Annotated in this window: 12 protein-coding genes; 5 read left to right on the forward strand and 7 right to left on the reverse strand. The window is 43.9% G+C overall.

Annotation, left to right across the window (positions count from 1 at the left end; translation table 11 throughout):
- Positions 1-2 precede the first annotated feature (2 nt).
- From M3636_RS09640 to M3636_RS09650, 3 genes are all read right to left on the reverse strand, one after another.
- Positions 3-1,640, reverse strand: a complete 1,638-nt coding sequence (locus M3636_RS09640; RefSeq protein ID WP_251382287.1) for a TerB N-terminal domain-containing protein — start codon at positions 1,638-1,640, stop codon at positions 3-5.
- 130 nt (positions 1,641-1,770) lie between these two features.
- The gene (locus M3636_RS09645) at positions 1,771-4,317 is read right to left on the reverse strand and encodes a diguanylate cyclase domain-containing protein (RefSeq protein ID WP_251382288.1); all 2,547 of its coding nucleotides are present in this window, start codon (positions 4,315-4,317) and stop codon (positions 1,771-1,773) included.
- 57 nt (positions 4,318-4,374) lie between these two features.
- On the reverse strand, positions 4,375-4,971 hold the full coding sequence (locus tag M3636_RS09650) for a biliverdin-producing heme oxygenase (RefSeq protein WP_251382289.1): 597 nt from the start codon (positions 4,969-4,971) through the stop codon (positions 4,375-4,377).
- Between the two features lie 427 nt (positions 4,972-5,398).
- Here M3636_RS09650 and M3636_RS09655 point away from each other — a divergent pair, with 427 nt between their 5' ends.
- From M3636_RS09655 to M3636_RS09670, 4 genes are all read left to right on the forward strand, one after another.
- Entirely contained in the window at positions 5,399-6,196 is a 798-nt protein-coding gene (locus M3636_RS09655; RefSeq protein ID WP_251382290.1) for a Nif3-like dinuclear metal center hexameric protein, read from the forward strand.
- Positions 6,197-6,432: 236 nt separating this feature from the next.
- On the forward strand, positions 6,433-6,858 hold the full coding sequence (locus M3636_RS09660) for a DMT family transporter (protein ID WP_128102421.1): 426 nt from the start codon (positions 6,433-6,435) through the stop codon (positions 6,856-6,858).
- Positions 6,859-6,893: 35 nt separating this feature from the next.
- On the forward strand, positions 6,894-7,592 hold the full coding sequence (locus M3636_RS09665) for a Crp/Fnr family transcriptional regulator (RefSeq protein WP_251382292.1): 699 nt from the start codon (positions 6,894-6,896) through the stop codon (positions 7,590-7,592).
- Positions 7,593-7,607: 15 nt separating this feature from the next.
- The gene (locus M3636_RS09670) at positions 7,608-8,090 is read left to right on the forward strand and encodes a DMT family transporter (protein ID WP_285858633.1); all 483 of its coding nucleotides are present in this window, start codon (positions 7,608-7,610) and stop codon (positions 8,088-8,090) included.
- 174 nt (positions 8,091-8,264) lie between these two features.
- On the opposite strand, the gene M3636_RS09675 is transcribed toward M3636_RS09670, so the two are convergent.
- The 4 genes from M3636_RS09675 to M3636_RS09690 all read right to left on the reverse strand — a co-directional run bounded on the left by M3636_RS09675 (position 8,265) and on the right by M3636_RS09690 (position 13,673).
- Positions 8,265-8,984 (reverse strand): YebC/PmpR family DNA-binding transcriptional regulator, encoded by a 720-nt coding sequence (locus M3636_RS09675; RefSeq protein WP_145048685.1) that lies wholly within the window; start codon positions 8,982-8,984, stop codon positions 8,265-8,267.
- Between the two features lie 491 nt (positions 8,985-9,475).
- Complete coding sequence (gene cysI / locus M3636_RS09680) at positions 9,476-11,197, reverse strand: assimilatory sulfite reductase (NADPH) hemoprotein subunit (protein WP_128102423.1); 1,722 nt, start codon at positions 11,195-11,197, stop codon at positions 9,476-9,478.
- 49 nt (positions 11,198-11,246) lie between these two features.
- Complete coding sequence (locus M3636_RS09685; protein WP_251382515.1) at positions 11,247-13,082, reverse strand: assimilatory sulfite reductase (NADPH) flavoprotein subunit; 1,836 nt, start codon at positions 13,080-13,082, stop codon at positions 11,247-11,249.
- 201 nt (positions 13,083-13,283) lie between these two features.
- Complete coding sequence (locus tag M3636_RS09690) at positions 13,284-13,673, reverse strand: winged helix-turn-helix transcriptional regulator (protein ID WP_128102424.1); 390 nt, start codon at positions 13,671-13,673, stop codon at positions 13,284-13,286.
- Between the two features lie 171 nt (positions 13,674-13,844).
- Here M3636_RS09690 and M3636_RS09695 point away from each other — a divergent pair, with 171 nt between their 5' ends.
- A complete protein-coding gene (locus M3636_RS09695; RefSeq protein ID WP_128102425.1) occupies positions 13,845-14,405 on the forward strand; it encodes an NAD(P)H oxidoreductase in 561 nt (186 codons plus the stop codon).
- Positions 14,406-14,518: the final 113 nt, after the last annotated feature.

Raw genomic sequence — 14,518 nt, forward strand, 5'->3', positions numbered from 1 at the left:
TATCACCTCTTCACATGTTCAAACACGGTCATATACTCCGGAACAATCCGGTCGTTATCAATGAGTAGATCACCGATCGTTTCCATAGCTGCATCGTTGATCTCATCGAGCAAAAGGGTTGGCATTGTACCGTTCCGCTCAGCCACCTGCACCAGCTCTCGATCAGGTTCATCACCTAATAATGCATATATCGCCTGCACATGTCGCGGAGCCAACTCATTTGCAAAAAGAATCCATTCACCATCCAATTCAGCTATGGAGGAATCATTCCATTTTAAAGTGAAGTCTTCTTCTTTTGACTCCATATCGGTACTACTATTGTAGGGTTTCATGGTTTCCGTTGTGTGCTGTATATTGAGATCCTCTAACTGAAGAGTCATCTTGACTTCGTCCATCTTCGGTAAGGTATGTTCTTCTGTCACTTGCATCCCTTCGTGTTGGTTCAGAAGTTGATTGTCTGGTACAAGCTTGTCTTCCGAATATTCATGTTCGTCTATCATAAGTGCTTCTCGAACGTAGTCACTCTCCTGTTGCAAGACGGCAAGCTTCTCCTGATCAATCCTTACCATCGGCTTTTCTTTGAGCTCTTCCTGCTCAGCAGCAAATACCTTATCTAGATATCGCTCTATGACTTGAGCAAATTCAGTATCGAGGGTCTTGCCACGCAGTCTGCCTCTGAAACCAAGTAATTCCCGTAGTTTATTTTCAGTACAGCGGAAAATCCTTGTAACGAATGAACAGAAAGAAGCACTTTCGCCAATAGGGACAAAGGTAAGGTCAATCGCCGCTTTTCCATGCAATGTATCATCATAAACAGCTTTTCGAAATAACGCACGTTTGATGCTCTTCTCCTTCGTCAACTGCAAATGATCGATCAATCCTACCCCACGCGTTCGTTGCAGATAGGATTCCATTAGAACCATCACTTGTGGTATATACCGTTCCAATGCAAGTTGACCTTGATCTCTATAAAATTTACTGAGAGTGATGTCATATTCATAGTATCTGCTGAGCAATTTCAACGACAATTTCGACACGTCACTCGTCAGCAACCGATGCAGTTCCATATCCGATATCTCCATTGGAAGATAACCCTTAGTGATATTCATGATCTCAGTTAAGGACATCTGCACTTGATGCACAAGCCCATAGTCGACAAGCCAATCCTGCATGTACACATCAAGTTGCGAGAATCGTTCCCGATAATTAACCCATAGTCGTTTTAGTTGCTCATATCCCCACTCAGGCTCATGCCATCCAATACCATTAATTAACTCGTAGATGTGTACAAAAAGATATGACAAGTCCGTATCCATATATCTTTCGGCACGTACTTCAGATCGCCAGTAGAAATACCACTTTTGTTGTGACTCGCTCATCACACCATACGTTGGCCAATAACTCATAAAAGGCACAAATGGTGCCTCTTCTCCCTGCAATTCGATATATTGTCGTGCTTCCTGGGCGAACCTTCGCTCCGATGACAAAACGCCTCCGTTCGTAACTTGTTTATCAAAGGGAGCGCGAGTCAAAGTTGATCGTTCAGGTATAGGAACTTCAGTTGTGCTAGCATCCTCACTTAGATCAATCTCGGTAAATTCTAATTGTCTGGAATTGTCTTCCATTGTTTCATACTTCACCCCATCCTCTAGTAGAGAATACGAACAAGTGTATCCATACCGCTCATTATAACACTTGTCCTATTCCAGTGGTGAACAAAAAAATGGCGTTTGAACTGTTGCTAGTTCAAACGCCATATCTCATTCGATTTTAAACGACCACAACACGGTTCTTGCCTTCACTCTTGGCTTGCAGAAGCGCTTGACCAGCCTTCTCGATCAGATCCGATATCGTTAACTGCTCTTGAGGCACGAATACTGCTCCGCCAACACTAACGGTCACGACTTCATTCGGATCTGATAAATCACGCTGGATTTGCAGTGCGAGCACATGTTGTCTAATCTCTTCTGCAAGTTCTGCAGAACGCTCAGAAGTGGTTCCCTTCAGTTTCAGCATGAAGGTTCCCCCTTGTAAGCGAGAAATTAAGGCATCATATTGCTCACATACAACGGTGAGCACTTCACCGATCCATTGCAGACACAGATCCCCGCCTTGTAAGCCATACGTCGCATTGTATGAACGAAAATCATCTATATCAATGAACAGCAATCCGAGGCTACAATTGTCCCGTAGGCATTCATCCCAGTCGTTTTGCAGCTGTGATTTAAAGATTGCTTGAACGGGCATGTCCGTTAATGGATCCGTATTTAAGACATTCTGTAGCTGATGCGTTGTTTGATTATAATGATCCTGATCGTGATGCGAAGCACCGCTGTTAAGGAGCACCATTAATGATGGCTTACCCCCATGCGTAACCGAAGCAAGGGTGATCTCCAGCAGCAGCGACGTTCCTGAGGCTGTGATGAAATACGATTGGTTCGTAAACAACTGCGTGCTGTTGAGCTTTAGCTCATCAATACTTTTCTGCAGCGTTCCTTGCGCCTTCTCCGGTACCAGCTTCTTAAAGTCCATGCCAATAAGATTTTTGGTCGCTTCAAACCCAAGCAGTTCGGCTGCACGACTGTTAGAGTAAATTATTTTCCCATCTGTTAAGGTGAGAAAAGCAACTGGTGAGAAATCCATCAGCTGCAAATATCGCTGTTCATTCTGACGTAAAATACGTGCATTCTGCAACGCCTGCTCCTCAGCTTGTACCAACTGGTTCTCGGTTTGACGGCGCACAATCGTTTTGAGCAATGGCAGCACGTTAAGTTCCTTGGCTGTCCAAGGATAGGAGGTGGATTTCACAACTTCCCTCCATTTCTCAAACGATTTGCGTGGAGACAATCGAATGCCATCATCCGTTTTGATTACCGCTTTAGCCGGATCTCCTGCCCAATCCACCAACTGCACGACTTCTGGCCGGAACCAGATGATGTAATGATGCTGTCCTGGTGATATAGCAACATATACAATCCCGGATGCTTTTTCCTTATATGCCTTAGCTGGTTCATATTCCAAACTAAGCTGGGACGTATGATAACTGTAATCCTCAGATTCGCCTGCCAGCCATGCTGCGAGTCCTCTCACTTGCTCCCAAGTTGGCGTATCCCCATAGAGCAGTAGCTTGTCCTGATAACAAACGGCCGCACCCGAAGCTCCCATAAGATTTAGCAAAGTTTGTTGCTCACCCTGTAATTCCTCCACCACTCTTGCTGGGCTTGTATTGCCTATAAAGATATTCGAGATTCGTGCGGCTTGCTCACGTGACTGAATCTCAGCCTGATACTCGTCCAGTTGATGACGTTGAAACAATTCGCTGGAGAAAAAAGACCCCAGGAAATTACACAAGTTACGAATGCGATGCGGCACATACCTTGGTGAATAATGATGACATGTAATCAAGCCCCATAATTTATTGTCATTGATGAGAGAGATCGTCACCGTTGCGCCCACACCCATATTTTGCAAATACTCAATGTGTAGGGGGGATACACTGCGAAGCACGGATAAGCTTAAGTTCAGAGGTTTACCTGTCAAAGGTTGAAGCAACGGTACAATCTCTACCGGTTGATAATTCACGTCTACAATGGTACGCAGCCAATTCCGCAGATACAGCTCCCTGGCTTGTTTAGGGATATCCGACGCAGGATAGTGATGTCCCAGGAAAGGTTCGAGATGTTCTTCACGCGCCTCAGCGATAACTTTTCCGTTCCATTTTTCATCGAATTCGTAGATCATAACCCGATCATATCCCAGCATTTCCTTCACTTGCTCTGCTGCAATCTGACTAGCCTGGGTGCGATTGCTCGTGCTCTTAATCCGTCCAAAAAAACGTGAAATCCACAAATAATCATTGGTCTCTATAGCAGCCTTCTCGTCAGGGTTCGAGGGTTCCATCTCCAGAATTAATAAACCTTCACTCTCATGTATTACAGTCGAAAAAGTTCGTAGCTCGCCAGATACATCAACCGTCAGATCCATATACTGTAGATCGGATGTCACCGCCGCATTGAAAGTGCAGCTCATCACATTTTGTAGACTGTCCTTACCCACCAATGATTCAAGTGGAAGACCCAAAATCTCATCTGTTGCCAGACCAAGATACTCTTCTGTATTCTGACTGCATTGGACAATGGTGGGCATATTACTAGTGTTCACGGCCAAGAGCACGCCATGCGGCTGGATAAAACCCGGAATATGAATCGGCTCTTTATCACAATTATTCAAATCTATAGGATCATTCGTATACGTACCCTGGTTCAGCAACGTACGGTTTAACTGTTTGTTGTCTTTGCTCGAATTCGATTCGGTCATGAATCACAGATCCTCTCCCCTGCGCTTGTTCTGACATGATAACTTTATAACTGTCGCTTAGTCAGCTGTATTAATCCATTGATCCAACAAACGGAATGTCTCAGAAGCTGTGTGTACCATCTCGTCATGCTCTTCCGTCTTGGAAGCAGATTGAAGCAGAAGCTCCATGAACTCTTTCCATCTCGTTCTGGTATCATCACCATACGCGTTAAAATATGCAAGACCCCGATCCGCTTCAATCGGCAAAAACTGCGACAATCGCTTGGTCATAATCTGACCACCGTTCGTAGAACCTTCAATCACATAGAAATAGCCGAATAATTGAGCCGGAGAAGAAATGTCTGGCAATTGCTCACACAAGGGCAGATTGCGGATCTCCTCTTCGCTCGAACCTAAATTCCGCAAATCGTTCTCCAGAAGCACCGTTTTACCTCTGACTTCGATATCAAGACCTGTGTTATTCCAAAAAGGCATATTAACTGCCTGTTCTTCGATGGGTTTGATAAATCCATAGAATTTCTCCAGATATTGCTTATATTCTCCCAAGCTTATCGTTTGATTCATAATTGCTTTAGCATAATCGTTAAGTTCAATTTGTCTATGATAATGAGCGGTCTCTGTTTTGAGACGTTCCATAAGATTGCTTGTTGTCATGAAAATCATCATCCTTTTCTATAAGTTCTCTTCATCCAAAAAACAGGACTTATTGCATGTAATATCAGTTTAGATAGGATTAGATATTCCATTTTATCCGACAAAGATACTATGCTAGTATACTTTTTCTTGAGTGAGAAAACTACAAGAATCCACGGTATGTTTGCTGACATTCGATCTACGGTTGTTAACATAAGCGTAATCTGAATTCAGACGTAAGCTTTGTGACCAAAATACAAAAAATACCTTAGACTCATTCATTAATCAAGGGTATCCACATTGAAACAAACCTACCTAGTCTGAACTATGGGTGCTCATCTATTGTGAAAAGAATACAATATCTCCCTATCTCCTGAATTGAAAGTAGTCCAGTCTACCACCGCATGGTACACTATTCATATCACCTGTCACTGGAGGAATTATACATATGAAGTTAACCATTCAGAATGTAATCCAACATCTCACGACAGACATAACGTTACCGGAAAATACAGTAGATCAATTGCTGATTGGTGCGCCGAATCAAGCTGTTCAAGGCATTTTTGTAACCTTTATGCCAACACATCATGTCATTGAACACGCCGTTCGATTGAATGCTAATCTGATTATCGCCCATGAACCTCCCTTCTATAACCATCACAGCCACACGGATTGGTTGATAGATGACCCAGTGTACGAAGCTAAGAAAAGCTTGATTCAGGAAGCAAATATTGCGATTTATCGCTGTCATGATGCCATTCATAGATACCAACCTGACGGCATTACGGAAGGCTTGATTCAAGCTTTGGGATGGTCAGCCTATGTGGAGCATCACAGACCAGAAGCTGACATTCTTTCTTTTCCCCCCGACACAACCGTACAGGATATTGCTCACCATATGAAGAGAACCTTAGGTCTTGAATACGTCCGCGTAGTTGGCAGTCCAACGATGGATTGTAGGCGCGCAGCAGTCCTTGTTGGTTTTCGCGGTAATGCTCCACTGACCATCCCGCTATTTCAGAATGAGCAGCTTGATCTTATCATTGCAGGCGAAGGCTTCGAATGGGAGACCCCAGAATATGTGCGAGATGCGGTACAGCAAGGGAAGGATAAGGCTCTTATTATGATGGGACATGCGGAGAGCGAAGCCTCTGGTATGAAACTTCTCGCAGACAGATTATCTACAGTGTTCCCCACTGTACCTATTCATTTTGTAGGAGATCAACCTATATTCAAGGTGTTATAACAAGTTGTTATATGCATTTTATTTCATCTTCCATTAACTAAAATATTACTTAAGCCCTCCTCGTGAGTGGCTTTTTGTTTGCTCTTCGTGTACTCTAAATGCTGTAACTTTGAATCTCAGGACATTTGTCCTTGGCTTACCAAGCTATTATGTCATTTAATAGAATTCGGAAGTTTATCGACAGTCTACATTGAACTGGAACTGTTGCAACATCGCAGGATAAGGAGAGTACCACCATGAGAGGAATTATTTTTGCAATATTAGGCGGTGCATGTATTACGCTACAAGGGGTAGCAAATACACGCATTAGTACAGACATTGGCACATGGCAAGCCGCTACCATTACCCAGCTCACCGGATTCATTCTGGCTGCGCTTATTTTGATCGTTGTACGTGATGCCAACATACAGGGACTCAAGCAAGTGAAGCCGTTATATCTCGCAGGCGGAGCATTCGGTGCTGTCATTATATTCAGTGAGGTGTCAGCGATTCAGCAAATGGGTGTGACATTCACCATATCTGCCTTGTTGATTGCACAATTGACGTTAACGTTTCTAGTGGATAGTAATGGATGGTTTGGTGTGGTGAAGCAAAAGATGAAACTACCCCAATTCCTGGGCATTGCACTTATGATCACTGGGGTCATTATTATGAAGCTATAGTTGTCTAGATTAACGTCAGATGGGGTGCATACGTAATGGAAGAAATCCATAATAACGAACAATTGCTTCATTATCTTAGACAGTACCAACTGGAGACGGTGTTTTATGAGCCTCTACGTGACCATATGACGTTATGCCATTTTGAGAAATGTGAGCTGATCTGTCGCGAGGGAGAGGCATCCGAATATTTATATGTGCTGGTGGAAGGCAAGATCAAAATCTTCACGACATCGGCACAAGATAAAACATTAGTGCTCTGCTTCAAAACACCCTTGGAAGTCGTCGGTGATATCGAATATGTTCGGGAGAGCAACATCGTTAACACGGTGCAAGCCGTCTCACCTGTAGTTATGCTACGCATTCATTATCGCTACCTGGCTGAGTATGCTGGCGAATACGCGCCCATGCTAAAATTTCTACTAAAGATTATCTCGCACAAGTTTTATATTGACTCCAACTTCTCCAACTTTAATCTGATGTATCCAGTCGAAGTTCGGTTAGCTAGTTACCTGCTCTCCATCTCCACCGAGGAGGATGGTACCGTATTTCATGAAGAGTTGGATGCATTCAATTTGACGGATATCGCGAATCTGATCGGCACAAGTTATAGGCATTTGAATCGTGTCATTCAAAAGCTGTGTGTGGATGGTCTCATTGAGCGAAACCAAGGCTTTATCCTCGTCAAGGATCGGGCAGGTCTACGGGAAGTGGCGGGTCACAACATTTACGAATAAGGAGCATTACAACCCATGATCATTACAGGTATTTTGCTTGCTCTGCTAGCAGGTGCACTTGTCAGTTTACAGACGATCTTTAATAGTAAAGTCAATGAACGTACTGGCTCGTGGTCTACAACGACGCTGGTACTGTTTACCGGCTTTTTGGCTTCATTTCTAATCTCTATCCTAGTGGAGGGCAAAAATACATTTAGCCTCCAGCATATGCAGCCCTGGTATTGGCTCAGCGGAGCGATTGGCGTTGGTGTGGTATTTTGCCTTGTGCAAGGCATGAAGCTTCTAGGCCCAACGTATGCCATTTCAATTGTGCTTACTTCACAGTTAAGCTTCGCTCTTCTATTTGATGCCATGGGATGGTTTGGGCTAGAGCAGATCCCATTCTCCTGGAACCAGTTAATCGGCGTGCTCGTTATTGTAGGCGGAATTGTTCTGTTTAAGTTTGGCGGTCAAGCGAAGTCCTCACGTGCTTCAGCGCCTAGCAGACAAAGTCATTGATTAAAGTCGCCAATCTTCACTTCATCAAGTCGCGCCAAGTGTAGGTGCTTCTTGAAAATTGATAGACTTACACTTATAACATTACTATAGAGACATAGGTAGATAGAAAAAGGACGGGTCATTGATATCAATGACTCGTCCTTTTGAATATACAACTATACTTAAATCTGCCGCTTACTCTGCAAACTCCACGTTATGGTACACTTGCTGAACATCTTCCAAGTCTTCCAATGCATCGATCAACTTCTCGAATTGCACTTGTGCATCCTCTGGAAGTTCAATGTGGTTTTGCGCCAGCATCGTCAGCTCAGCTACAGTGAATTCAGTTACACCCGCAGCTTTGAATGCTTCTTGTACCGCATGGAATTGATCCGGCTCTGCATAGACGATCACCGCATCTTCTTCGTCCACGATGTCACGAACATCTACGTCAGCTTCAAGCAAGATCTCCAGCACTTCCTCGGAGTTCTTACCTTCAACACCGATTACAGCCGTTGGATCAAACATGTATGCCACGGAACCGCTGACACCCATGTTTCCGCCGTTTTTGTTAAACGCAGAGCGCACTTCTGGCGCTGTACGATTCACGTTGTTAGTCAGTGCATCTACGATGACCATCGCACCGTTCGGACCGAAACCTTCGTAACGCAGTTCTTCATAGTTTTCATCCCCGCTGCCTTTTGCTTTTTCCATCGCACGGTCAATGATGGCTTTGGGTACATTATACGTTTTCGCACGTTCCAGCACGACTTTCAGTGCACGGTTTGCTTCCGGATCTGGTTCGCCTTTTTTGGCAGCTACATAGATCTCAACACCGAATTTGGCGTAGACCCGGCTCGTGTTTGCATCTTTTGAAGCTTTTTTTTCCTTAATATTATTCCACTTACGACCCATATCGTTTCCGCTCACTTTCAACATGTAATCTGCTTTCTACTTTGTCATTATATCTTGTTGAGCGTGGTTCAACAAGTTAATACCCACGAAATAATGGGAAAAATAGCGACTGTTATTGATCTGAGTTTAAAGTTTCGCCACAGTTTACCCTCTGATGCAACGCTTTATAGCGTGAGTATAACCTTGCTAATTTATCTATATATGTTGAACTAAAGAATGTTCACACCTGCCACTCCGATGACAGAATAACCTTCCGATCGCTGTTATCCCCAGATTTTTTTGATTCCCTTTTTCAAAGGAAAAATCCGGGGATAAAGGCGAACGCTCCGCTTCTCCTTGTTATTTCTGTCCTCTCCGTTCTCGTGTAAATGTTCAGTTCAATTTGTATATATTTGGTTAAATACAGCAAGAAGCACTCCGCTTAGGAATGCTTCTTTCGTTTGAAATCACAAGAAAATGCTCGGATCTATCATGCAATATTGCAGATACAGTTAAGCATGAAATTGTCGGCCATCCAGCACTTCAGTAACATAACCTGCACGAATGACAAAGTCACCGAAATGCTCGCCTTCATTACGCTGTGTCGCATATTGATTAATCATTGGAGTCAACGTCTCCAGAATTTCGGTTTCGCCGATGTTTTCTTTGTACAATTTATTCAAGCGATGCCCAGTGAAGCTGCCACCGAGATACATGTTGTATTTACCAGGCGCTTTACCGATAAATGAAATCTCTGCAAGCATTGGTCTTGCACAGCCATTCGGGCAACCTGTCATACGTACAACGATCTCTTCGTCTCGTAAACCAGCTTCATCCAATACCGGCTCCAGCTTATCAATCAAGGATGGAAGATAACGTTCGGATTCAGCCATGGCAAGACCACACGTTGGCAAGGCTACACAAGCCATCGAACTTCTCCGTAGCGCTGAATAGTGTGCCCCGTCAGTCAGATGGTATTCTTGAATCAATGCTTCGATCTTTTTCTTCTTCTGGCTGCTGATATTACCGATAATCAGGTTCTGATTAGCGGTCAGACGGAAATCCCCTGTATGAATCTTAGCAATCTCGCGAAGACCCGTCATGAGAGGATATCCATCGATATCTTTTACCCGGCCATTCTGAATGAATAACGTAAAGTGCCATCTGCCGTTGTTGCCTTTCACCCAACCATAACGATCGCCATTATGATCAAAGTGGAATGGACGAGCTGCGTCCAGCTTCCAGCCCAGGCGACTGCTCAATTCCTCAACGAACCACTCTACTCCGCGGTCATCCAGCGTATATTTGAATCGCGCATGTTTACGCACGGCACGATCTCCATAATCTCGCTGAATTGTCACTGTTTTCTCAGCGACATCAATCATCTGTTCTGGTGTACAGAAGCCAATCACTTTGGATACCTGCGGATACGTTTTGGAGTCACCATGGGACATGCCCATGCCACCGCCGACAGAGACGTTGAAACCCTGAAGTTTTCCATTTTCCACAATCGCGATAAAACCAAGATCCTGTGAGAATACATCTACATCATTAGATGGTGGAACGGCGATACCGATCTTGAATTTACGTGGCAAATATACTTTGCCATAGATCGGCTCTACTTCTTCATCGCTCTCCTGGGAATCAATGATTTTCTCTCCATCCAACCACAACTCGTGATACGCACGGGTACGAGGGTCAAGATGATTACTGACCTGACATGCCCATTCGTATACTTCTGCATGAACTTCCGATTGATTCGGATTCGGATTGCACATCACGTTCCGGTTCACGTCTCCACATGCAGCGAGTGTGCTCAGCAAGGAGTCATTTACTTCACGAATCGTATTTTTGAGATCCCATTTCAATACACCATGCAGTTGGAAGGATTGACGTGTGGTCAAACGAATCGTGTTATTTGCATATTTGTGCGCGACACGATCCATCATAAGCCATTGTTCAGGTGTTACGATTCCGCCTGCAGCACGGACACGCAGCATGAACTGGTAAGCTGGCTCAAGCTTAGACTTATTACGCTCATTACGTAGGTCACGATCATCCTGCATATAACTACCGTGATGTTTCATCAAACGGTTATCGTCCTCAGGAATCGCACCGGTAATGCGATCTGCAAGCGTTTCGGTAAGACTTCCGCGCAAGTAATCACTTTTGATCTTTATATCTTCCACATCACTATTCGTGCGCTGTGGGTTAAGTAAATTATTATAAACCATGCTGCTTTCTCCTCTCGTTTCTACGGGTGCCCTTGTGGCAATAGATGAATTAATACACATCCCGCTGATAACGTTTATCCTGTTGCAATCTTGTCAGATATTCTGCTGCTTGCTCAGGAGTCAGACCGCCTTCTTGCTCCAGAATAGTTGCAAGTGCACTGTGAACGTCATGAGCCATCTTTTTCTCATCTCCACAAACATATACACTCGCACCTTCTTGCAACCATTGATACAGCTCTTTGCTGTGTTCCAACATGCGGTGTTGTACATATACTTTCTGCTCCGTATCACGGGAGAAGGCTACATCCATCTTTGTGAGAACACCGTCTTTAAGCCAGCGTTGCCACTCCGTCTGGTAGAGGAAGTCTGTAGAGAAATGCTGATCACCGTAGAACAACCATGATTTACCCTCTGCTCCAGTCTCTTCCCGTTCCCCGAGGAATGATCGGAATGGAGCCACCCCCGTACCAGGACCCACCATAATAATTGGGGTGTCAGGATTCTCAGGCAGTTTAAAGTTAGGGTTGTGCTGAATATATATTGGCAGCGTGTCGCTGGCTTCAATGCGCTCAGCCAAATGTACGGAACATACACCATAGCGCTCTCTTCCCCGTGCTTCATAACGAACGGTACGCACTGTAAGGTGTACTTCATCTGGGAATGACTTGGAACTACTAGCAATTGAATACAGTCGCGCTGGAATCTTCCGCAATACCGCTACAAACTGCCCAGCCGAAATGCCTTGCAGCTTATAATCCTGAACGATATCGAGCAGGTCACAGCTATTCATCACTTTGCGGAATTCCGAATCATCTGCAAGCAGTGCTGACAGACCGCTCTCAGGTTTCAATTTAGCTAATTGCTCAGCTACGGGTTTAGTTACAGCAGTAATCTCAAAATAACGCAATAATGCTTCACGTACCGCTACCTGATCCCCTGCTTTGTTCACAGTAACACGTTCATCCGCATTCCATTCCATCGCAGCAATTAATTCGTCAACAAGGCGAGGGTGGTTCTCTGGAAATACGCCTAGGCTGTCGCCGGGCTCATAATTCAGGTTAGAACCTTCAAGTGATAACTCTATATGGCGCGTTTCACGATCTGATCCTCTACCATTCAAATTCAGATTTTCCAGCACTTCTGCTTGGAAAGGATTCGTCCGGCTAAATTCCGATTCACCGCCGCTAACTGCGGCAACGATCGCTTCGCTCGTCACTGATCCAGCTGACGTTGCTGTAGCACTTAATGAAGCTAATACATCATTCATCCACTCCGCAGCCTGTTCGTCAAAATCAACATCACAATCAACACGTGGAACGAGTGGTGTACCGCCTAGCTCTTGCAAACGTTTATCGAAATCTTTGCCTGTTTGGCAGAAAAACTCATACGATGTATCTCCCAAAGCCAGAACCGAGTAACGCAAGCTTTCAAGCTTAGGTGCTCGTTTGCTGTTCAGGAATTCATGCAATGGGATCGCATTATCAGGTGGTTCACCTTCACCATGAGTACTTACTATGATCAGGAGATTCTCAATTTTCTTCAGTCCGTTCGGTTTGAAATCTCCCATTGAGGATAAAGTAACTTGTAGCCCCTGTTCTTCGAGTTTCTTAGCCAGTTTCTTGGATAGTCCACTGGAATTCCCCGTTTGAGAGCCAAAGAGCACCGTTACTTCTTTTGATGCAACAGGTGTATTTTCAGTCGCAAGGGTTGCCGTCTGAGCAGTCTGAGTTGCAATCGAACCTGACGCCCCTGCCACACTTCCTTGTTGTGCAGCTATATATCCGCTCAGCCAAGCCCGTTGTCCATCGGTCAGAGTCGGAAGAAGGCGATTGAGCAATTCCACCTGTTCCTGATTAAATGGGCTGTTAGTCACTTGTAGTTCCACCATTGTCCACCTCACGCATTGCTTCGATTTTAATTCCTACTAAAATGATCATATTAATAAATTTCTACTACATTGAACCTATCACACCCAATGGTGAGGGTCAATTTCAATGATTTTATACCATTTATCAGTTTCTCTAATAAAGGACAAAAAACAACAAAACCACCCTCTCTAATGGAGGATGGTTTAAGCATCATTTTATCAAGTTGTAATCGACGTTGGAGTGTAATCACTAAAACGATTTTCCAGCACTTTGTTTTTGTCACCATACATTTTGTCTAGATGGCTCTCTCCCCACATACAAATCTGATCAATAATGTTCTGCAAGGTTAATCCGTACTCACTGATCTCATACTCTACTTTCGGAGGAATCTCGTAATAGACGATACGGTTTATAATTCCATGCTTTTCAAGCTCACGGAGTTGTTGGGTAAGCACTTTCTGGGTAATAGCGGGAATCGCTCTCCGCAGCTCACTTGTTCGTTTCCGACCGGATATCAATTGATGCAAAATGAGAATTCTCCACTTTCCGCCTACTAGTTCTAACAAAGCTTGTACACCGCTCTCATATTTCTTGGTTACTTCTTCCACCTTAATCCTCCTCTATTTAAAGTTCTATTTCTAGGTTACCCAAAGTAACCGAAGTACTTGAAGGTTTCTACAGTACCTTAAGGTGCGTACTTCTCAGTAGCACATCATGCAACTTATAATAACATCTGTCATCACGGATCACCAAAATGAGGTTAAAGGAAGGAATTAATCATGAAAATTAAATTAGTTGTTACTCATCCTAGACAGGATTCTCTAACATTTGCTGTTATGAACCAATTTATCGTTGGTATAAAAGAGAATCACCATGAAGTCGATATTCTAGACTTGTATCATGATGGATTTGACCCGCTGTATACCGCGGAAGATGAAAAGGATTGGCAGAATCCCAACAAGCATTATGCTCCTGCTATTCGTAAGGAAATGGATCGAATTCTTGATGCCGATGCCATTGTACTGATCTTCCCTATTTGGTGGTATAGTGTGCCTTCGATGCTCAAGGCTTACTTGGATAAAATATGGAACATGGGACTGCTCCACAAAGTTAATTCCAAAAAGACACTGTGGATTGGTTTGGCTGGAGGTACAGAGGCCGTTTTCGAAAAATATGGATACAGCGAGATGATTACGAATTATCTCAACAACGGTATTGCTGGCTATGCAGGAATTCAACATTCCGATGTAGTCTTCCTTTATGAAACGCTCTCAGAATCCAGGCAACACATCGACGGCTTGCTGGAACAAGCCTATCAACTAGGTAGAAGTTTTTCATGATTCACGCAGTGAAATGCAGGATTTGAGAAACTAACTCTACCATATTAAATATTGTTTTTTTATAAAAAATAAACCATCATTGGCATGGAATGATCCTTTTCCAATGATGGTTT

This window comes from Paenibacillus sp. MER 99-2 (genome assembly GCF_023714095.1).
In the GTDB taxonomy this organism is placed as follows: domain Bacteria; phylum Bacillota; class Bacilli; order Paenibacillales; family Paenibacillaceae; genus Paenibacillus.

Excerpts from the sequence above, each read along its gene's own strand:
- M3636_RS09645 (WP_251382288.1), bottom strand. The coding sequence starts at position 4,317 with ATGACCGAATCGAATTCGAGCAAAGACAACAAACAGTTAAACCGTACG.
- M3636_RS09650 (WP_251382289.1), bottom strand. The coding sequence starts at position 4,971 with ATGACAACAAGCAATCTTATGGAACGTCTCAAAACAGAGACCGCTCAT.
- M3636_RS09655 (WP_251382290.1), top strand. The coding sequence starts at position 5,399 with ATGAAGTTAACCATTCAGAATGTAATCCAACATCTCACGACAGACATA.
- M3636_RS09660 (WP_128102421.1), top strand. The coding sequence starts at position 6,433 with ATGAGAGGAATTATTTTTGCAATATTAGGCGGTGCATGTATTACGCTA.
- M3636_RS09665 (WP_251382292.1), top strand. The coding sequence starts at position 6,894 with ATGGAAGAAATCCATAATAACGAACAATTGCTTCATTATCTTAGACAG.
- M3636_RS09670 (WP_285858633.1), top strand. The coding sequence starts at position 7,608 with ATGATCATTACAGGTATTTTGCTTGCTCTGCTAGCAGGTGCACTTGTC.
- M3636_RS09675 (WP_145048685.1), bottom strand. The coding sequence starts at position 8,984 with ATGGGTCGTAAGTGGAATAATATTAAGGAAAAAAAAGCTTCAAAAGAT.
- cysI (WP_128102423.1), bottom strand. The coding sequence starts at position 11,197 with ATGGTTTATAATAATTTACTTAACCCACAGCGCACGAATAGTGATGTG.
- M3636_RS09695 (WP_128102425.1), top strand. The coding sequence starts at position 13,845 with ATGAAAATTAAATTAGTTGTTACTCATCCTAGACAGGATTCTCTAACA.